The 18993-nt window shown below is 55.6% G+C and carries 21 protein-coding genes and 1 CRISPR repeat array; of the genes, 10 read left to right on the top strand and 11 right to left on the bottom strand.

The features are described 5' to 3' along the window. Position 1: 1 nt before the first annotated feature. A CRISPR array of direct repeats spans positions 2 to 1373; the repeat unit is 29 nt; unit sequence TTGCAATAAGACTCGAGGAGAATTGAAAG. A 15-nt stretch (positions 1374 to 1388) separates the two neighbouring features. The 4 genes from E3E28_RS10515 to E3E28_RS10500 form a co-directional block, all read right to left on the bottom strand. Further along, positions 1389 to 2630, bottom strand: coding sequence for a sugar phosphate nucleotidyltransferase (locus tag E3E28_RS10515; RefSeq protein ID WP_167915438.1), 1242 nt, complete (start codon positions 2628 to 2630; stop codon positions 1389 to 1391). 232 nt (positions 2631 to 2862) lie between these two features. After that, on the bottom strand, positions 2863 to 3123 hold the full coding sequence (locus tag E3E28_RS10510; RefSeq protein WP_167915034.1) for a DNA-binding protein: 261 nt from the start codon (positions 3121 to 3123) through the stop codon (positions 2863 to 2865). A gap of 2 nt (positions 3124 to 3125) precedes the next feature. Then, positions 3126 to 5114, bottom strand: a complete 1989-nt coding sequence (feoB, locus tag E3E28_RS10505; RefSeq protein WP_167915033.1) for a ferrous iron transport protein B — start codon at positions 5112 to 5114, stop codon at positions 3126 to 3128. 9 nt (positions 5115 to 5123) lie between these two features. Then, a complete protein-coding gene (locus E3E28_RS10500) occupies positions 5124 to 5351 on the bottom strand; it encodes a FeoA family protein (RefSeq protein ID WP_099211522.1) in 228 nt (75 codons plus the stop codon). Positions 5352 to 5532: 181 nt separating this feature from the next. Here E3E28_RS10500 and E3E28_RS10495 point away from each other — a divergent pair, with 181 nt between their 5' ends. The 4 genes from E3E28_RS10495 to E3E28_RS10480 are packed head-to-tail and all read left to right on the top strand — an operon-like array spanning position 5533 to position 8444. After that, the gene (locus E3E28_RS10495) at positions 5533 to 5883 is read left to right on the top strand and encodes a DUF4870 domain-containing protein (RefSeq protein WP_167915032.1); all 351 of its coding nucleotides are present in this window, start codon (positions 5533 to 5535) and stop codon (positions 5881 to 5883) included. 37 nt (positions 5884 to 5920) lie between these two features. Beyond that, positions 5921 to 6706, top strand: coding sequence for a 7-cyano-7-deazaguanine synthase (locus E3E28_RS10490; RefSeq protein ID WP_167915031.1), 786 nt, complete (start codon positions 5921 to 5923; stop codon positions 6704 to 6706). Positions 6707 to 6711: 5 nt separating this feature from the next. After that, positions 6712 to 7458: a PP2C family serine/threonine-protein phosphatase gene (locus E3E28_RS10485; protein ID WP_167915437.1), complete on the top strand. Its 747-nt coding sequence runs from the start codon at positions 6712 to 6714 to the stop codon at positions 7456 to 7458. Next, positions 7458 to 8444: an AIR synthase family protein gene (locus E3E28_RS10480; RefSeq protein ID WP_167915030.1), complete on the top strand. Its 987-nt coding sequence runs from the start codon at positions 7458 to 7460 to the stop codon at positions 8442 to 8444. Before E3E28_RS10485 ends, E3E28_RS10480 begins: the two co-directional genes overlap by 1 nt. 3 nt (positions 8445 to 8447) lie before the next feature. Here E3E28_RS10480 and E3E28_RS10475 read toward each other — a convergent pair whose 3' ends face one another. Continuing rightward, complete coding sequence (locus E3E28_RS10475; protein WP_167915029.1) at positions 8448 to 9521, bottom strand: mRNA surveillance protein pelota; 1074 nt, start codon at positions 9519 to 9521, stop codon at positions 8448 to 8450. 40 nt (positions 9522 to 9561) lie between these two features. Continuing rightward, positions 9562 to 10320 carry a molybdopterin-binding protein gene (locus E3E28_RS10470; protein ID WP_167915436.1) on the bottom strand — a complete coding sequence of 253 codons (759 nt, stop codon included), beginning with the start codon at positions 10318 to 10320 and terminating at the stop codon, positions 9562 to 9564. 155 nt (positions 10321 to 10475) lie between these two features. Between E3E28_RS10470 and E3E28_RS10465 the strand changes: the two genes are divergently transcribed. Next, positions 10476 to 11483, top strand: a complete 1008-nt coding sequence (locus tag E3E28_RS10465) for a phosphorylating glyceraldehyde-3-phosphate dehydrogenase (RefSeq protein WP_167915435.1) — start codon at positions 10476 to 10478, stop codon at positions 11481 to 11483. Here E3E28_RS10465 and E3E28_RS10460 read toward each other — a convergent pair whose 3' ends face one another. Genes E3E28_RS10460 through glyS form a run of 3 tightly spaced genes read right to left on the bottom strand, consistent with a single transcriptional unit; the run spans position 11484 to position 14015 of the window. Beyond that, positions 11484 to 11771 (bottom strand): DUF167 domain-containing protein, encoded by a 288-nt coding sequence (locus E3E28_RS10460; protein ID WP_167915028.1) that lies wholly within the window; start codon positions 11769 to 11771, stop codon positions 11484 to 11486. Further along, a complete protein-coding gene (locus E3E28_RS10455; RefSeq protein WP_167915027.1) occupies positions 11768 to 12271 on the bottom strand; it encodes a DUF402 domain-containing protein in 504 nt (167 codons plus the stop codon). Before E3E28_RS10455 ends, E3E28_RS10460 begins: the two co-directional genes overlap by 4 nt. A gap of 34 nt (positions 12272 to 12305) precedes the next feature. Next, positions 12306 to 14015, bottom strand: a complete 1710-nt coding sequence (glyS, locus tag E3E28_RS10450) for a glycine--tRNA ligase (protein WP_167915026.1) — start codon at positions 14013 to 14015, stop codon at positions 12306 to 12308. A gap of 149 nt (positions 14016 to 14164) precedes the next feature. Between glyS and E3E28_RS10445 the strand changes: the two genes are divergently transcribed. The 5 genes from E3E28_RS10445 (at position 14165) to E3E28_RS10425 (ending at position 16768) form a co-directional block, all read left to right on the top strand. Beyond that, the gene (locus tag E3E28_RS10445; RefSeq protein ID WP_167915025.1) at positions 14165 to 14395 is read left to right on the top strand and encodes an LSm family protein; all 231 of its coding nucleotides are present in this window, start codon (positions 14165 to 14167) and stop codon (positions 14393 to 14395) included. Positions 14396 to 14410: 15 nt separating this feature from the next. Next, the gene (locus E3E28_RS10440; RefSeq protein ID WP_015859350.1) at positions 14411 to 14602 is read left to right on the top strand and encodes a 50S ribosomal protein L37e; all 192 of its coding nucleotides are present in this window, start codon (positions 14411 to 14413) and stop codon (positions 14600 to 14602) included. 105 nt (positions 14603 to 14707) lie between these two features. Next, a complete protein-coding gene (locus tag E3E28_RS10435) occupies positions 14708 to 16108 on the top strand; it encodes an MATE family efflux transporter (protein ID WP_167915024.1) in 1401 nt (466 codons plus the stop codon). A 47-nt stretch (positions 16109 to 16155) separates the two neighbouring features. After that, on the top strand, positions 16156 to 16377 hold the full coding sequence (locus tag E3E28_RS10430; RefSeq protein WP_167915023.1) for a hypothetical protein: 222 nt from the start codon (positions 16156 to 16158) through the stop codon (positions 16375 to 16377). Continuing rightward, complete coding sequence (locus tag E3E28_RS10425) at positions 16364 to 16768, top strand: type II toxin-antitoxin system VapC family toxin (RefSeq protein ID WP_167915022.1); 405 nt, start codon at positions 16364 to 16366, stop codon at positions 16766 to 16768. The genes E3E28_RS10430 and E3E28_RS10425 overlap by 14 nt, the downstream gene beginning before the upstream one ends. Here the strand turns inward: E3E28_RS10425 and E3E28_RS10420 are convergent. Further along, positions 16765 to 17862, bottom strand: a complete 1098-nt coding sequence (locus tag E3E28_RS10420; RefSeq protein ID WP_167915021.1) for a VIT1/CCC1 transporter family protein — start codon at positions 17860 to 17862, stop codon at positions 16765 to 16767. The genes E3E28_RS10425 and E3E28_RS10420 overlap by 4 nt on opposite strands. Further along, a complete protein-coding gene (locus E3E28_RS10415) occupies positions 17843 to 18973 on the bottom strand; it encodes a tRNA (guanine(10)-N(2))-dimethyltransferase (RefSeq protein ID WP_167915020.1) in 1131 nt (376 codons plus the stop codon). Before E3E28_RS10415 ends, E3E28_RS10420 begins: the two co-directional genes overlap by 20 nt. Positions 18974 to 18993 lie beyond the last annotated feature (20 nt).

Below are 18993 nucleotides of genomic sequence, written 5' to 3'. Positions count from 1 at the left end.
GTTGCAATAAGACTCGAGGAGAATTGAAAGATGAACGCTTCGTTTAGGTCTACTGCGCCTTCTAAGGTTGCAATAAGACTCGAGGAGAATTGAAAGCTTAACCGGAAAGGCCTCAGGCCTAAGGCCATGCCGTTGCAATAAGACTCGAGGAGAATTGAAAGTTGAAGCTATGAACTCCAGGAGAGCGAGGCCCATCTCGTTGCAATAAGACTCGAGGAGAATTGAAAGTGGGACCTTTTGGCTTCACCCATATGATGGTCTTCTGAGTTGCAATAAGACTCGAGGAGAATTGAAAGACGGACTTTCTCTTCCAGCTGAGCGATAGGAGGGCTGTTGCAATAAGACTCGAGGAGAATTGAAAGAGTTTCGCATAATGATATTTCCAGCTCGTTTTTATCGGTTGCAATAAGACTCGAGGAGAATTGAAAGCGATTGTAAATGCCCAGTTGTCCAACCCGAAGCGCTCCTGTTGCAATAAGACTCGAGGAGAATTGAAAGATCGCTACAGGGTGGACGTGGAGCCCATCCTGGTGAAGTTGCAATAAGACTCGAGGAGAATTGAAAGATTTGAGCTCCAGCATAAGCTCCACCCAGATAACCACGTTGCAATAAGACTCGAGGAGAATTGAAAGGACGTTGACGACTATAAAGCCCGGGCGATAGCATCTGGTTGCAATAAGACTCGAGGAGAATTGAAAGGTAGCTGGCATTTTGCTCGCGATGTTCTTCGACTACGGTTGCAATAAGACTCGAGGAGAATTGAAAGGCATCAGCGAGCTTCTTCATATGATAGCGAAGCGTCCTGTTGCAATAAGACTCGAGGAGAATTGAAAGAGGTAGAGGGTTGGCGTTTGGAGGTATCCGGAACCGTTGTTGCAATAAGACTCGAGGAGAATTGAAAGTTATCGTTCTTCCATATCTCGGCCTTCCCCTTGATATAGTTGCAATAAGACTCGAGGAGAATTGAAATGTACAGGAGCATCTGGGAGATTGCCAGGGGACTGGCTGTTGCAATAAGACTCTAGGAGAATTGAAATCTTCTTCAACCGCTCCAGCTTCCGCTCTAAGCGCCTTGTTGCAATAAGACTCTAGGAGAATTGAAATAACCACCCAAGCCTGGTAGTGGTCCCTGTCCTTGAATGTTGCAATAAGACTCGAGGGGAATTGAAAGCAAAATCATCAGCATAAACGAATGGGTCAGTCCGAAAGTTGCAATAAGACTCTAGGAGAATTGAAAGAGGGGAAGCGCCTGACCAAGCACGAAAGGGAGATACTGGTTGCAATAAGACTCGAAGAGAATTGAAAGTTAATCGCGTTTATGATACTGTCAAAGATGCTCTGAAGTTGCAATAAGACTCAAAGAAGACCTAGAAAGAAGATTAAAAAGCTCAGAAGAGCCACTGGTTCTCGATACACTCGTCGCACGGAGGCTTCTCGCCGGCTATCGCCTTGAACTTCTTGTAGATACACTCCGGAAGGCCGAGAGGACAGCGGTCCGGGTACTGGCCGGGCCTGACCTTCGTCGGGTCGAGCTTTATCTTGATGTAGGCCTCGTACTCCTCGACCTTCTTCCAGGGCAGAACCTTCGCCCCGTAAATCACGAGTCCGTCGTAAATCTTCGCGTAGTCGCCGATGACGGCGTTCTCCTTGATGATTACGTCCCTGCCAACTACAACTCCCTCGCCGAGTATCGTGTCCTTCAGCTCGGCGCGCTCCTTGATTATGTCGCTACCGATGAGGACGGAGCGCTTGATGTAGGCTCTGTCCTCTATCACTGTGTTCGGGCCGATGTAGGAGTAGGCCTTAATCTTGACGCCGTGCCCTACTTTGACGCCCTCGTCAATGTAGACCGGCCCCTGAATCTCTACATCTTCTGGAACCTCCGCGCTCTCTGCTATCTTGAAGTAGCCGTTCTCGCGAGCCATCTCGTCGAGCGCTATCTGGTGGGCGTAGAACAGGTCGTCTGGCGTTCCGAGGTCGACCCAGTAGGTCCCCTTCGGCATCCGGTAGGCGTAAACCTCACCGCGCTCGACGAACTTCGGCAGGATTTCACGCTCAAAGTAGACCTCCTTGCCCTTAGGAATCTCCTCGAGAACCTTCCTGTTCACGACGTAGATTCCGGCGTCGACGAGGTTGCTCTTGGGCCTCTTGGGCTTCTCCTCGAAGTGGAGCACCTTTCCACTCTCGTCCATCTCGAGAACGCCAAAGCGCTCCGGGTCGTAGACCTTGGTAGCCCCAACGGTTATGAGTCCGCCCTTCTCCTCGTGGGCCTTTATGAGCTCGCGGTAGTCGAAGTTCGTGAAGACGTCACCGTAAATCACGAGGAAGTCATCGCTCACGTACTCCTCAACGTTCTTGAGCGCGCCACCGGTCTCGAGTGGCATGGGGTCGTTGACGAAGCGGATTTCCTTGGGATAGTCCGCCATCTTCTCGTCAATGAACTCCCTTATCTCGCCCCTCATGTAGTGGACGGAGAGAATGACCTCGTCTATTTCGGGGACCTTCTCGAGCGCCTCGAGTATGTACTGGAGGTTGGGCTTTCCGAGGACCGGAATCATCGGCTTTGGCCTCGTTGATGACAGTGGCCTGAGTCTCGTTCCAAAACCGCCTGCGAGAATGACAGCCTTCATGGTTCTCACCGTCTATAGATACCACGGGCCGGCTTATATATTTTACGGCCATAAAATATATTACCGCTGGTGAAAGGTTTAACCGGCGGTGACTATTCTCGAAAAGTTGACGTTAAGGTGGCAAAAGGCCCGGTGGCCCCGAGAATGGAGTGGCTAAGCAGGCTTAACGGCCCCTGCTTGAAGAACGCGAAGCGCCCGACCGGACGAAAAGATGGATGCACCGAACTGTTCGCTAACGCTCGTTTTTGTGGACGTCAAAGCTCGGCCTAAGCACCTTCACCCTCGGCACGAGGCACTTTCCATAACAGACCTTCCTGAGCGGGCAGATCTCGCAGGCCGGCCTCTGCTCAACCTCCTCGATGTAGCCGAGGCTTTTGAGGAGCTCGATTATTCCCTCGACTTCCTCAACCGTAATCCCGAGCTCCCTCGCGATGTCCTGGGGAAAGCGTTTGCCCTCGTTGATGAGCCTCAGCACTTCCTCCATCTTGCCCATCTTCACAACCCCAGCGCCGTTCCAACGTGCCATATCAGGATTCCAAGGAGCGAGGCGACTGTTATCATGTAGACCGTCACCGCGAGCGCCCACTTCCAGTTGCTCTCGGCCCTTATGGCCGCTATCGTGGCCACGCACGGTATGTAGAGCGTCGTGACGACCGCCAGAACGAAGCCCTGCAGTGGGCTCATAGAGGACATCATGGCCTCCTTGAGTGCCTCGCCCGTCAGACCGCCGTAGAGAATGCTGTACGTTGAGATTACGTTCTCCTTGGCAATTATTCCGAAGATTAGGCTCACCCCGGCCTTCCAGTCGAGTCCCATGAGGTTGAGGTAAGGTGCGACGAAGTGGCCGAGCCTCTCGGCGTAGCTCTTTCCTGTTCCAATCGGCACGGGATAGTTGCTGAGGTACCATATCGCTATCGAGCCGACGAGGATTACCGTTCCGGCCTTCTGGACGAACTCCTTGCTCCTCTCCCACGAGTGGAGGAGAAGGCTCCTTCCGCTCGGGATTATGTATTCAGGGAGCTCGATGACGAAGGGGCTTTCCTCGCCGGAGACGAACCTGCTCACGAGTTTGGCGGAGAGCAACGCCACGGCGACCGCTATGAGATAGATTCCAACGGCGACGACCGCGTTCCCTCCAAAGAAGGCCCCCACAAGGAAGCTTATGACGGCGAGTCTGGCGGAGCATGGGATGAACGGGTTGACGAACATCGTCACGAGCCTGTCTCTTTCTTCGTCGAGCGTCCTCGTGGCCATGACGGCTGGAACGTTACAGCCGAGGCCGAGGATTAGGGGTATTATCGCCTTGCCCGGCAGGCCGAACTTCCGCATTATCCCCTCCATCAGCACCGCTACCCTTGCCATGTAGCCGAGGTCCTCGAGGAAGGAAAGCGCGAGGAACAGGAAGAAGACGAGCGGGAAGAAGCTTAAGACTGAGCCAACACCGCTGATGATTCCGTCCACGAGGAGACCGCGCAGGGTCTCGTTGGTTATGTGGGGTGCGAGCCAGCTCCCAAAAGCCGAGAACGCCTCGTCAAGGATTCTCTGGAGGGGCATTCCAAAGGTGAAGACGAACTTGAAGACGAGGTAGAAGACGAAGGCCATCGCTATGAAGCCGTAAACCGGGTGGACGAGGATTCTGTCGAGCTGGTCTGTGAGCGTCTCCCGGGCCTTTCCGTAGCTCATGAACTCGTGGGTAAGGCCGTCTATGAACTCGTACTTCTGACCGGCTATAATCAGGTCCATTGCCCGCCCGTAGCGCTCCTCAGCCTCGCCTATGTGGGTCATTATCTCCTTCAGCTTCTCCTCTCCGAGATAGCGGAGAACGAGCTTCATGACCTCGTCGTCGCGCTGGAGGAGCTTTATCGCCAGCCAGCGGAGCGGGTAACGGCCGGCAAGCTTCGTTCCCTCAAGGCACTTGGAGATGTGCTCGATTTCCCTCTCGACCGCCTCGTCGTAGCGCGGTAGAACGGGGTTCGTCTTTATCTTCCCGTGCGCCATCTCCCATATCTTCTCCTTGAGCTCCTCGATTCCGGCACCTTCCTTGGCGCTGAGCGGGACGACTGGAACGCCGAGGGCCCTGGACATCTTTACGGGGTCTATCTTGATTCCCTTCTTCTCCGCTAAATCGAGCTTGTTGAGGGCTATGATTACGTTCTTCAGCCCCATCTCGAAGATTTCCATGGTGAGGTAGAGGTTCCTGAGAATCGAGGTCGCGTCAACCACGTTAACAACCACATCGGGGTTTCCGTTGAGAAGGAAGTTCCTCGCGACGAGCTCGTCAACGGAGTGAGCGGTGAGAGAATACGTTCCGGGCAAATCGACCACGAGAAAACGCTCGCCTTTGTACTCAAAAACGCCCTCCTTCTTCTCGACGGTAACGCCGGGCCAGTTGCCGACGTGCTGGCGCATTCCGGTTAAGGCGTTGAATATCGTCGTCTTTCCAACGTTGGGATTGCCGGCTAGGGCGACCACCCTCATCGCCATGCTATCACCTCAGAGTTTTCTCACAAGGACTCTTGAGGCCATGCCCTTTCCAAGTGCCAGCCTCGTTCCACCGGCCTCGACTATAACCGGGCCCCTCGGGTAGTTCTCGAGGACCCTAACAATCGCCCCCGGCGCCAGTCCCATCGCGTAGAGCCTGCTCCGGAAGTTCGGCCCTCCCCGCAGGTCAACCACAACCCCTCTCTCGCCAGGAGCGAGTGACAGTAAGGGCACAATCATGTTCATCACCGTTAGGTTTTCCTAATTCCACTTGAGGTTGGTGAATCCCTTAATAAATCTTTGGTGAGCCTAACAAAACTCAGCGGTTCGAATCCAAATCGCCTGGGGTTGGAAAACCGGTCCCTGACCTTGCAAAGGTATTTATAGGGGTGCCAATAGAGAATGTTGGAGGTGTATCACTATGGGTGAGGAGATTAGAAAAACGTCCCTCGGAATGGATGAGAACGTGGAGGGACTGCTCGCGTATCTGCTATGGTGGCTAACTGGAATAATCCTGCTGTTGCTTGAAAAGGAGAGCTACTTCGTACGCTTCCACGCCATGCAGTCAACGGTGACATTCCTGTTTTTCACGATTGCAATCAAGGTCTTTCAGATTATACCGATTATTGGCTGGCTCATCGCCTATCTGCTGTCGCTCCTTGCCATCATAGCCTGGATTGTGGGAATGCTCAAGGCCTACCAGGGCGAGCTCTACAAGTTCCCGATTTTTGGGGACCTCGCCGAGCAGTGGGTCGAGAAGTTCAACGTTTGAGGCTCAGCTTTTTAAGCCCCATCCTTTACGTTTTTTCATGCTTGAGGATGTCGTTGAGGAAATCCGGGAGTTCTCAAGGGAGTCTGGCATTCACCACAAGAAGGTTCTCGTTCTCTTCTCCGGTGGAAAGGACAGCTCGCTCGTTCTCTACCTGCTCAAAGAGGCCGGTCTCAACGTTTCTGCCTTGACGTTCTTTCACCGCTGGAGCTGGCGCGAAACGCTCGGCTGGGCGATGAAGTTTGCAAAGGAGCTCGGCGTCGAGCACTACCTCGTGGACGTTACGGACGGCCTATTACGCGAAGCTGTTGGAAGGAAGGGCCCGGTCTGCATCAACTGCAAGAAGGTCATGCTCTGGAACGCCAAGTGGTTCGCCCTCAACAACGGCTTTGACGTCTTAGCAAAGGGCGACAACGCCAACGATAAGATAATCGGAGCGCTCCTCGACCAGTGCAGAACGGACATAAGGCTCTGTGAGATTCCGAGGATAGGCGTTCCCTTCTTCAGACCCCTAATCAAGTATCCTGCCGACGTCGTCGAACGGCTCGCCGAGGAGGCCGGGATACGGCCGTACCGCATGTACGAGCACGCGAGGAGGAGGCAGTGGCGCGAGGGCTGTCCCTTGCAGTACATAGACCGCGAGGAAATCGTCACGGAGGAGCTGATGAACCTCGCTTACCGGGTGAACTACGAGGTCAGCAGAATCGCGAGGAGGCGGAAGGTCAGGGTAAGCGTCCGCGTGCCGAGCTTCGAGATAATGGCCTGGAACGCCGACGAGGAGACACTCGAAGAAGTTAAAAAAGTTATCGAAAAGTTCAAACGGTGATAGGAATGGATTCGAAGTGGCTCTGCTACCCCCACCTCTGCGCGGTGAGCGACGTTGGGGCGAGGAAGAACAACGAGGACGGGTTCGCCGTTGGAAAGCTCCCCTACGGCCACTACCTTGGGATAGCAGATGGCCTCGGAGGACACGCGGCCGGGGAGGTCGCTTCGGCAATTGCCCTCGAAACGGCCCGGGAGGTCCTCCTGAGCGAATATGAGGACGGAATGGACGGGGCGATGATACGGGTTCTCCTCAGGAAGTCCCACGAGCTCGCGAACTCCGCCGTTCTGGAGGAGGCAGTTGGCGAGAGGGCTGGAATGGGAACGACGCTTCTCACCGCCGTTGTTAGGGGGAGGGAAGTTTTCCTCGCCAACACCGGCGACAGCAGGGCCCAGCTGATAAGGGACGGGAAAGTGCTGGCCCAGACGCGCGACCACAACCTCTTGAGAGAGCTCCTTGACAGGGGGGAACTGACCGAAGAGGAAGCTTGGGGCCATCCAGCGTCCAGCAGGCTCACCCACGTCATCGGTGCCAGTGGGAGGCGCTTCGCCGTGGATTTCTATCGCTGGGAGGCCAGACCCGGTGATTGGCTTCTCATGAGCACCGACGGCCTTCACGACTACGTGAAGCCTGAGAGAATCCTTGAAATCCTGCGCGAGAACAACGAACCCCGCGAGGCCGTTAATGCACTGCTCAACGAGGCCCTCGGCGTCACCCACGACAACGTTACGATAATCCTCTACCGGTGGTTCTGATGCTCCCGCCCGGAAAGCTGAGGAACGACGTCCTGCGGGAGGTAATCTTCCCGAACCTCGGTGTTGATGACGCCAGGGTAATCTACGGACCGAGGGAGGGCTTTGACTCGGCGGTTCTCGAGTACGACGACGAGAACTACCTCGTAATCGCCACTGACCCAACGCTCGGCGTTCCCGCTGAGACCTTCGGCTTCTTCACCTACCATTTTGCATCAAGCGACGTGGCTGTGTTTGGAGCGAGACCGAGGTGGCTCGTGGTTGATTTTCTCCTCCCACCGGGAACAACTAAGGATTTCCTTCGAAAAGCGATGGGGGACCTCAACCGGGAGTGCGAGCGGTATAAAACGGCGGTAATCGGCGGGCACACCGGAGTTTACCCCTCGATTTCCGAGCCAACCGCAACCACAACGGCAATGGGGCTCGTGAAGAAGGAGGAGCTCAAACTTCCCATCGCGAGACCCGGGGATAGGATAATCGTTACGAACAAAGTCGCTCTTGAGTTCGCGGTTTCCTCAGCTTACTTCCGCGCTGAAGAGCTGAGAAAGGTCTTAACCCCCCGGCAAATCGCCGAACTCCGCTCGCTCTATCGGCTCGAGACGGTTCTTCCAGATGCTCTGATAGCGGAGCCCTTCGTCAGGGGGATGCATGACGCTACCGAAGGCGGATTAACGGCGCTCCACGAGATTGCAGATAACTCGGGGGTGGGCTTCAGGGTTTACGGTGAGAGGCTCGAGCTGAACCCCCTTGTAAGGAAAGTCCTTGATTTCTACAGGCTGGAACCGTGGAGTGTCTCCTCAACGGGAACGCTGATAGCGATAACGCCTCCGGAGAACGTCGATTCTCTGATTGCAGAATTGAATAAAAATGGGATTAAGGCCTTCGAGCTCGGTGAGTTCACGGAGGAAAAGGAGAGAATTCTCGTGGAGGGTAGCGAGGAAAGGCCCTTCCCTGAGTTCGAAGGCGACCCCTATGTGGAGCTTTACTGAATATTACTTCACCCTGAACCTCAGCAACGCCGCGAGGCCACCAAGGGCCTTCAGCTTTTCTCCTCCTTCGTGCTCCGAGCTGACGATGACCACTTCACCTCTCGAATACCTCACGGCGTCCATGAGTTCCTCGACCTTCCCCCTGTGCTGGCCCTTCAAAAGCTCGTCGAGAACCAAAAGCGTCTCAACGGCCCCGTAGTTCACGGCTTCCTCCACTTCCCTGAGGCCGTAGGTGGCCAACCCGGTGTTCCTCGCGATGTTCTCAAGGACCTTCTCAACGAGCTGGACTTCCTTCGCAACCCTGTTCTCGTGGTAAACTCTATCAACGGTTCCGCGCTTGATAACCTCGTAGATGCCCGTTCTTCCAGTTACGCTGGTGTCTTCAATGACGACCTTCTTGGCCAGCTCGGGGTAGTTCTCCCTCAAAAACTTGTGGAAGTCCTCCTTGACGAAGCCCGGGCCAGCTACAATCGCCTTCTCGATTTTCTCCCTCTCCATTAGCTCGGCCATAGTCTTGGCCAAGTCGTGGAAGAACTTCTTTTCCTCGCTTTCTCTGTCTGTGTTGTAGCGCTTCCCGCCGAGGTTTCTCCTTATGCTCGCGACCATCTCGACGCCGTACTCGCGGACGAGCGCTATGTCAGCCTCTCCCTCGTCGATGACAACAATCATGACCTTGGCTCTCTTCGAGGCCTCAATCGCCTCCTTAAGGCGCTCTATGTGGTGCTCCTTCCAGCGGGGCTTCTGGATTGTTACAACCGTTCCTTCTTCAATCGTTATCGTGTGGTACTTGCCGAGGGGAACGTCGTCCCTGCTCGCGTAGACTATCGGCCCGGTAACGCGAACCTGGTTCGCGAACTTGTGGAAGTTTATCTTCTCGGCTTTAACGCCGAGATAAACCGGAATGACCTCGACCTTCTCGGCCCTCAGCGAGTCCGTCCTCTGGGCCTGCTTTCTAAGGGTCTTCGCGTAAACTATATCCCCGGGGTCTATGACGTGATAGAGGTGCCAAAGGTCGTCCAGCGTTTCGGCCTTTACCTTCACTATGCCCTCCTTGGGCTTCTCTTCGAGTATCTGCACCCTCTCACCCCTAACGAACTTGGAGGAGAGAATTTAAAGGTTACCAGCCCTCCTCGAAGCGGATTCCCTTTGACTCCATGAAGGCCTTCGCGCGCTCTATCTCCTCCTCGCTTTCACCGAAGAGGATTATCCCGATGTACTTCCCGAAGCCCTTCGGCGAGGAGTGGATTCTAACCTTGAAGCGCTCCAGCGTCTCGTTGAGTATCGGCGCGAGCTTGCTCTCGTCCGTTATCTCCGCCAGTAGCTTTCTCTGGACGAACTTCTTCTTCCCAAGCCTTGGGAGGACTTCCTTCTCGAGCATCGCCTTCATCTCGCGCGGCATTCCGGGAAGGACGAATATCTTAACACCCCCGTGCTCGATGTACGCTCCCGGAGCGGCGCCCTCGGTGTTCTCAAGCGGTTCCGCGCCCTCCGGCAGGTAGGCCATCTTTCTTCTCGCCTCGTTCAGCTCAGGGTCGTCTATGAGGCCCTTCTCGTAAAGCTCGCGGTAAAACGCTCTAATCCTTTCAAGACACTCCTCGCAGAGGACGAGCCTCCTATTGAGGGCTTCCGCAACCGCCAACATCGTAACGTCGTCGTGGGTCGGGCCGAGACCGCCGGAAATAACCAGAACCTCGGGTTTTCTCACTAGGATTTCTCTGAGGACGGTCTTTATCTCCTCCACGTCGTCTCCCACAGTCGTTTTCCTCCTCACCCAGTAGCCCCGCTCGGTGAGTTTCTGGGCTATGAAGGCGGAGTTGTTGTCAACGGTGTTCCCCGTGAGGAGCTCGTCGCCTACCGTCAGTATCTCCGCGAACATTCCCACCACCGGAGAATTTTCAACTTAGGGACTTATAACGCCAGCGGAGGGGTTTTGCAGGAGAATGTCAAAACAGCCACTTCTTGAAGTGCTTTTCACCACGAGTGAAAACAAGGTTTAAGTATTTTATCGCTATAAAACTCCCGGTGGTTGCCATGGCCAGGGTTAAGGTAGGAATCAACGGCTACGGCACGATAGGAAAGCGTGTCGCCTACGCCGTAACCAAACAGGACGATATGAAGCTCATCGGCGTAACCAAGACCAAGCCGGACTTCGAAGCCTACCGCGCGAGGGAACTTGGAATCCCGGTCTACGCCGCGAGCGAGGAGTTCCTGCCAAGGTTTGAGAAGGCTGGCTTCGAGGTTGCCGGAACGCTGGAGGACCTTCTCAACGAGGTTGACGTAATCGTGGACGCAACCCCCGGAGGAATGGGGGCGAAAAACAAGGCCCTCTACGAGAAGGCCGGGGTTAAAGCCGTTTTCCAGGGCGGTGAGAAGGCGAACGTCGCCGAGGTTTCCTTCGTGGCCCAAGCCAACTACGAGAAGGCCCTCGGCAAGGACTACGTCCGCGTCGTCTCCTGCAACACGACGGGTTTAACCAGAACGCTGAGCGCGATTCAGGAGTACATCGATTACGTTTACGCGGTCATGATTAGAAGGGCAGCTGACCCCAACGACACTAAGAGAGGGCCGATAAACGCCATAACGCCGAGCGTTACCGTTCCTTCCCACCACGGGCCGGACGTCCAGACGGTTATACCGATTAACATCGAGACGAGCGCCTTCGTCGTTCCGACGACACTCATGCACGTTCACAGCGTAATGGTTGAGCTGAAGAAGCCGGTCGAGGCGAAGGACGTCGTGGATATCTTTGAGAACACCACGCGCGTTCTGCTCTTCGAGAAGGAGAAGGGCTTCGAGAGCACCGCCCAGCTCATAGAGTTCGCCCGCGACCTGCACCGCGAGTGGAACAACCTCTACGAGATAGCCGTCTGGAAGGAGAGCGTAAACGTGCGTGGAAACAGGCTGTTCTACATTCAGGCAGTGCATCAGGAGAGCGACGTGGTTCCGGAGAACATCGACGCGATAAGGGCGATGTTCGAGCTCGCGGACAAGTGGGAGAGCATAAAGAAGACGAACGAGAGCCTGGGGATTTTGAAGTGATTAAAGCCCCAGCTTTCCCTTTACCTCCTCCGCGCTCAGCCTGACCAGCAAATCCTTCTCTCTGCTCGTCTCTCCGCGAACCAGTTCGATATCAGCCCCTAAAACCTTCGAGAGGAACTTAACGAGTTCCTTGTTCGCCTTTCCTCCAACGGGCGGGGCCTTCACCCTGACCTTCAATCTTCCACGCCACTCGTCGATTCCTTCAATCTCGTTCTTCTTTGCCTTCGGCTGGACGTAAACGAGAAGGAGCGTTCCCTCTTTCGTCTCCTTTATGAATTTTGCGCTCATCTCGAACCCTCCCCGTACTTCCACACGATTTCGGGTGGAAATTCACCGCGCCCGGCCTTTTCGAGTATCTCCCTCGCGACGGAGTAGGCAAAATCGTAGGTTTCCCTGTCAATCAGCCCGTAGTTGAGGGCCATCTCAAGCTCGTCCTCGTCGAGGAGGAACGCTTTCCCGTCCGGGAAGATGAAAACGTCGAGAAACAAATCGAGCATCTCCAAGGTGTTTCCCTCGCGCTTCGTGTATGCTAAGACATCAACGTAGAGTCCCCTGAAGTTGCCCCGCTCATCGTAGACCTTTAAGATGTCGTAGTTCTTTCCGACGAAGGCGAAGTAGAGCATGGTGTAGCCGTTTCTGATGACTTCGACTCCGTTCACCCTCAGAGGGGCGAGCATTCCTTCGAACTTGGCCTTGGCGACGATTACATCGCCCAAATCTGCCACAACTTCGTCGTCCCGTTCGAGAACCCGGTTCGGAATCCGCCGGTAGATAAGGTGGATTTTCATGTCTCCCACCAGAAAGAGTGTAGGAAACGGGGACTCACTCCCCAAAAATCAGCTCCCTGAGCTTTGACGGTAGCTCCTCGATGCTCACCCTTACCTGCTCCCTCGTGTCGCGGTCGCGAATCGTCACCGTGTTGTCCTCGGGCGTCTGGTTGTCGATGGTCACGCAGTAGGGCGTTCCAATCTCGTCGTAGCGGAGGTAGCGCTTTCCGATGGTGTCTTTCTCGTCGTAGACCGCTATAAAGCCCGCTTTCTGGAGCTTTCTGAAGACGTCGTAGGCTATGCCCTTAAGCGGTTCTTTGGCCACGAGCGGGAGGACGGCAACCTCAATCGGCGCCATGTCCTTCTTGAGCCTGAGGTAAGTCCTGTCCTCCTCGATGACGAGGCTGTTCTCGAGGAGCAGGTAGAAGGGCCTGTCTATTCCGAAACTCGGCTCCAGCACATGGGGGACTATTTTCTCGCCCGTTATCTTTTCCTCGACTTCCCTGATTATGAAGTCGTCCTTCTCCAGCTCGTAGCCCTCAATCGTGACCTTGCCCTCATTCTCAAGAAGCTCAACCAGCTCGCGCTTCTTCTCCTCGTCCCAGCCCTTGATGAGCTCGTTTATCCTCTTGGCGTCTTTCCTCAGCTTCGGACCGACGCGCTTGAGGTTGAGGGAAACCTCCAGCTTCCTCACGATTTTCGGCTCGTCGTAGTGGATGAGCACCGTAAGGTCGGCTCCGCTCTCGCGCATGTGCCGGCTTAAGTCGTAGTCTCCCCTGTTCGCTATTCCAACGCACTCGACCCAGCCGAAGCGCTCGCTGTGGATTTCCGCGTCCCAGGTGTCGCGCGAGTAGTGCGCCCTCTCCTCCGGCAGTTGCTGGCGGAAGCGTATCTTGTCCTCCGGAATGCCGATGTCGAGGAGGGTTCTCTTGACCATGACCATGTAGTAGGCGAAGAAGGTGTTCATGATGTAGCCCCTCTTTACCGCCTCCTCGGCGGTGAGCTCAATCTCGCCAAGGTTCTTGAGCTGGTGCTCTATCGGGTAGAGCCTCAGAACCTCGTCCTTGACCTCGTCGAAGTGCGGGTGTTCGGTTTCCTTCGGGTTGAAGAATATCTCGGCCTCGGCCTGCGTGAACTCCCTGAGCCTCAACATCCCCTGCCTCGGTGAAATCTCGTTTCTGTAAGCTTTCCCAATCTGGAAGACGCCGAAGGGGAGCTTGTTCCTTGCGAAGGCGTTCAGCCTTTTGAAGTTCACGAATATGCCCTGGGCAGTTTCTGGCCTCAGGTAGCCCTTCTGGTCGCCGTAGGGGCCGATTTTCGTCTCGAACATGAGGTTGAAGTACCAGACGTCGCTCAGCTCCCCACCGCACTCGGGACAGCGAATGTTGTGCTCCCTGATGAGCTTCGTGAGTTCCTCAGCCGATAACCCCTCGACGTCCATGCTAAGGGCTTCCTCGACGAGGTGGTCGGCCCTGAAGCGGGCACCGCACTTCTTACACTCGACGAGGGGGTCTACGAACTTCTCCACGTGTCCGCTCGCTATGAAGACCTTCTCGGGCGTTATGTCAGGCGTTTCGAGCTCGAAGAAGCCTTCCCTCTGGAAGGCTTCTCTTATCTTCCGCTCTATCTTCCTCTTTATCGTCGCGCCGAGCGGGCCGTAGTCGTAGAATCCGCGTGAACCGCCGTAGATTTCAAAGCTACCCCACGCGAAACCTCGCCTCCTCATCAAATCCTGAAGAATCTCATACTTGTCGGGCTCTCCCATGCTCTATCACCTGAGAGTTGAGCGGGCGAATTTCATAAAAATGTTTTGGGGCCTCCCTTGGAGTTCTGACGATGCCGAAAAACGGAAAGAGTTATAAACCGTTCCCGTCGTTTAGGCTATGAGCTTTGATTGTTTGGAGGTGCGTGAAAATGGCGGAAAGACCACTCGATGTTATTCACAGGTCCCTTGACAAGGATGTCCTCGTGCTCCTCAAGAGGGGTGGCGAGTTCAGGGGAAGGCTCATCGGTTACGACATCCACCTGAACGTCGTCCTCGCCGACGCCTCGCTCATGCAGGACGGCGAGGAGATTAAGAAGTACGGTAAAATCGTCATCAGGGGAGACAACGTTCTGGCCATCTCCCCGGTCGAGATAGAGTGATGACGGGGTGATACCATGGGAGCCGGAACCGCGCCGAAGGGCAAGCGCAATAGGACCCCTACCCACATCAGGTGCAGGCGCTGTGGTAGGAGGGCCTTCAACGTCAAGAAGGGCTACTGCGCCGCCTGTGGCTTCGGCAGGAGCAGGAGAATGAGAAAGTACAGCTGGAGCCACAAGTGGAAGAAGAAGAGGAACCTCTCCTACTGAACCCCTTTTCTTTTGTTTCATTGCGTTCCATTCTGTTCATTCGTTCGCGAGACCGTAACCCTTATTAACTAAAACGCTCTTTTGCCCGTTTAGAGGGGCATCTTAATGATACTCCGCAACGAGACCCAGCGCAGGATATGGCAACTTGCGTGGCCCGCTATCATCGCCAACATCTCCCAGACCCTTCTCAACTTAGTGGACACCTTGATGGTCGGCCACGTGAGTTCCCTGGCGATAGCCGCGGTGGGCCTCGGCGGACAGGTCAGCTGGTTCATGTTCCCGATAATGATGTCGGTCTCCGTCGGAACCCTCGCCCTCGTCGCGCGCGCGATAGGTGCAAAGGACTTCAGGCGGGCGGAGCTCGTTCTCGAGCAGAGCCTCTACCTGGCTTTTCTCCTCGGAATCCCGGTTCTCCTCTTCGGCTGGTTCTTCGGCGACGACGTGCTGAGAATCATGGGCGCGAAGGGAGAGCTTTTAAGTCTCGCCTACGCCTACCTCAAGGTCGTTTTCCTGTTCTATCCCGTCCGCTTCGTGGTCTTCACGATAAACTCGGCCCTCAGGGGAGCCGGCGATACAAAGACCCCTATGAAGGTAGGAATCCTGATGAACGTTCTCAACGCGCTCTTTGACTACCTCCTAATCTACGGGAAGCTCGGCTTTCCGAGGCTCGGAGCCGTTGGAGCGGCCTGGGCATCTGGAATCGGCATAAGCTCGGCACTCGTTGTTCTTCTGGTTCTCCTGCTATCCAACCGGCTCATCCTGAAGTTCGAGCCGAACTGGCGCTTTAACCGGGAGATAGTGGAGAAGATAGTCCGCATAGGCACGCCGACGCTCGTTGAGAGGAGCCTCTTCAGCTTCTACAACTTCCTCTACATGAGCATAGTCACCCGCTTCGGTGACGTTGCCCTCGCGGCGCACCAGATAGGCCTCAGGATTGAGAGCATCGCCTACATGCCTGCCTTCGGCTTCAACGTCGCAACATCGGCCCTGGTAGGCCAGAACCTTGGCGCCGGGAAGCCCGAAGAGGCCGAGAGGACGGTTTATGAAGCTATGAAGATGGCAGGCCTCTTCATGGGCGTCATGGGCGCGGTGCTAATCCTCTTCCCGCGCTACCTCGTCATGCCCTTCCTCAACCCGAACGACCCGAACTACGCCGAGGTCCTTCACCTCGCGAGCATCTACCTCATAATCGTTGGCGTGAGTGAGGTTCCCCTCGCGTGGGTCTTCGTCCTCAGCGGGGCTCTAAGGGGAGCCGGCGACACCAAGAGCCCGATGTACGTTACCGCGATAAGCAAGCTCCTGTTCCGGATTATCCCTGCCTACCTTCTCGGCTTCGGGTTCTCGATTCCGAGCTTTCACCTGCTCGGATTCACGTTCCCGGGCTTTACCTTCGAGGGTCTCGGCGTTATAGCGGCGTGGATTGCGATGAGCCTCGAGACCTTCACGAGCGCAGGAATGTACTGGTGGATTTTCAGGAAGGGCAAGTGGAAGCACGTGAAGGTATGACGGGAACGTTTATATCTCTGTAATGCGTTTCTGTAAACGGTGGTTGTATGGCGGTCATAAGCGTCCGCGTTCCCGACGAGCTTAAGGAGAAGATGAAGAAGTACAACATCAACTGGAGCGAGGAGATACGGCGGTTCATAGAACTCAGGGTAATGGAAATTGAGAGGGAAAAACTGCTGGACGAGATAGACTCGTTCCTTGAGAACGTGCCCGAGTTGCCCAAGGGGAAGGCGACAAAGCTCGTGAGGGGTGACCGTGATAGTAATTGACACCTCGGCCCTCATCAAGTACCTCCTCAAGGAGGAGGGCTGGAGAGGGGTTTCCGCTTTCCTGAGGAAGAACCGAGAAATCACCTCTCTGGAGCTTGCCTTAATTGGAGGGGCAAACGCCGTCTGGAAACGCTACCGCCTGTACAGGGACATAAACTTTGAAACCGCCCAGAGGTTGCTGGACTACCTCCACGCAACGAGGGAGATTATCATCTACGAGAATCCCATTGAATACCTTCCTGAGGGCGAGAAGGTTGCCCTTGAAAACGGCATACCAATCTACGACGCCCTTTACATCGCCCAGGCCCTCAAGTACGGAAGGCTCGCGACGGCCGATGAGAGGCAGGGAAAAATAGCGGAAAAGCTCGGCGTTGAGGTGGTCTACCTCTAAAGCGCCGAGACGTGGAAGATTGCCTCCATAGCCCTTCCGAAGAGATAGCTCAGGAACGCCGCGCCGAGGCCTGTCGCGACCATCTCCGCGACCTTCTTCTTGACCGATATCCCCGAGAGGAGCGAAATCAGCGTCGCCACTATCGCGAGGGCCGAACCCGCGAAGAGTATCGAGAAGGCGAGCGCCGTGAGCGAGTTCGAGGCCAGGAAGTAGGGAGTAACCGGGAAGACGACGCCGAGAAGGTAAGATAAGCCCGTATACAATGCGGCGCGAACCTCGTTCTCCTCGGCCTCTGGAAGAAGGAGCTTTTTAACGGCATCAGGGTTGTCCTTGAGCTTCTCTGCTATCTCCTTAGCCATGTCCTCGGGCATTCCGCCCTCTACCAGCTTCTCCCTGAGTTCTTCGGCCGTTTTCTCGGGCGAGACCTCGAAGAGGACCTCGGTCCTCGAGCGGATTGATTCCTTTACTTGCCTCTGCGAGCGGACCGAGACGAAGGTGCCTATCGCCATCGAGAGCGCTCCTGCTACGCCGACGATGAGACCGCTTATCCCGACGAGCTGGGGGTTGTTCGGGTAAACCGCCGAGAGGCCCGTAACTGCCCCGAGTATCTCGACGAGGCCGTCGTTCATTCCGAGGACGAGGTCCCTGATGTTCTCCACGTGGAAGGCCTTCTCCTCCTCGCGGAAGAACTTCTCGTGCTCTATCTCGTCAAGGATTACCTTCCTGAGGGTTTCGCGTTCCTCATCGCTCATCTCGCGGGCGTATTCGTTGAGGAAGCGGAAGTACTTCTCTATCGCGCTGTTCTCGCCCATCTCAAGGAGGGAAGCGACGGAACCCGGCCCGAGGAACTTCCGAAGGAGCTTAACGCTCCATACCGTCAGTCGGTTCACCCTCGGCCTCGGCGGTTTCTCTTTTCTCTTCTCAAGGAACGACTTCCAGAACTCGGCGTGCCAGCGCTCAAGCTCGGCCAGACGCTTGAACTCTGCCCTTATCTTCTCGTCCTTTTCCCACTCGGCGAGCCTCTCGTACAGCTCCGCGTCGGCCCACTCGTCGAGGTAGAAGCGCCTTGCGAGTTTAACTGCCTCCGAGGACATCGAGCACCACCTCAAAGGGGGCATCGGTTTTTATCGCCGTTGGAGAAAAGTGCGTCCTGCTCGCCCTGTAGCCGAGTTTCTCAAGTCTTTCAATTATTTCGCTCACCTTCCTCACTTCCAGGCCGTTCCTCCGCGCCAGTGAATGGGTGTCATAGTGGAAGGGGACGTCGAGTTCGCCCGCGAGTAGCTCTATAAAGGGCCTCGTTTTCTTATGGGCCGGTTCAAAGGTCTCAAGCTCCTTTGAAAGTTTCTCCACGAACTCAGAATCCTTCAGCGGGCCGAGCCACATCGGGCCGAAGGCCTTGGGCTTCTCCGGGAGGAAGGCTTTCTCGTATGTGAACCTTCCGGTTTTTTCCTGCCAGAGGTAGCCGAGCTGGGCGAGGCTCCTCTCGGCCTTCGTTGCCCCGCTCTTAAAGCGGAGGAAGGCCCTGAAGTAGTGGTCGCGGTAGTAGGCGAGGAGGACTTCAACTCCAAGGTCGTACTTTGCAGAGTATCTAACCACTGTCCCGATGAGGATTCTCAAACCGGCCTCGTGGCACAGCTCTCCCCGTATCGGCCTCGCGAGGTAGTTCTTCACGCAGGCCCTTGAGTAGGCCCCGCAGAGAACTCCGGTATCCGTTGCTGTAACGGCCAGAACGCCCTTCCTCTTCACACTCCTTAGAGCGGTGTCAAGGAACTCCATCGGCGAGCCGAAGGGGTCCAAATCAACCAGGTCAAAGTAGCGGAAGTTCTCCGCCATCAACCTGTTGGCGTCGCCCTTGTTTATGACTATTAGCTTCTCGCCCCAGAGGTAGGAGCGGTCGCCCTCTTCGTAGAGCTCCCCCTCGAAGTTGAGGGCGACGTTCCGCTTCATCAGGCTGTAGGCTTCGTCGCTTATGTCGTTGAGCCAGACTTCCTCCGCTGGACTTTCGAGGGCGTAACGGATTCCCCGTATTCCCGTCGCCGAGAGCGCATCGAGAACCCTCTTGGGTTCAAGAGCACGGGCGACGAGGACGCTTATGTCCCTGTTGAGCGCCATCACGGGGTTGTAGAAGACAGGTGCGTCGTAGATCCGTTCGGCCTTCGGTACGAGGAACCTCGCGGAACCTTCACTGACCTCAATCAGCTCCATTCTCTCACCCGTAAAGAAAA

Source organism: Thermococcus sp. 21S9 (assembly GCF_012027635.1).
Lineage (GTDB): Archaea > Methanobacteriota_B > Thermococci > Thermococcales > Thermococcaceae > Thermococcus.
Note: the sequence above shows the minus strand (reverse complement) of the source record. Positions and strands in the feature narration are given on the sequence as shown.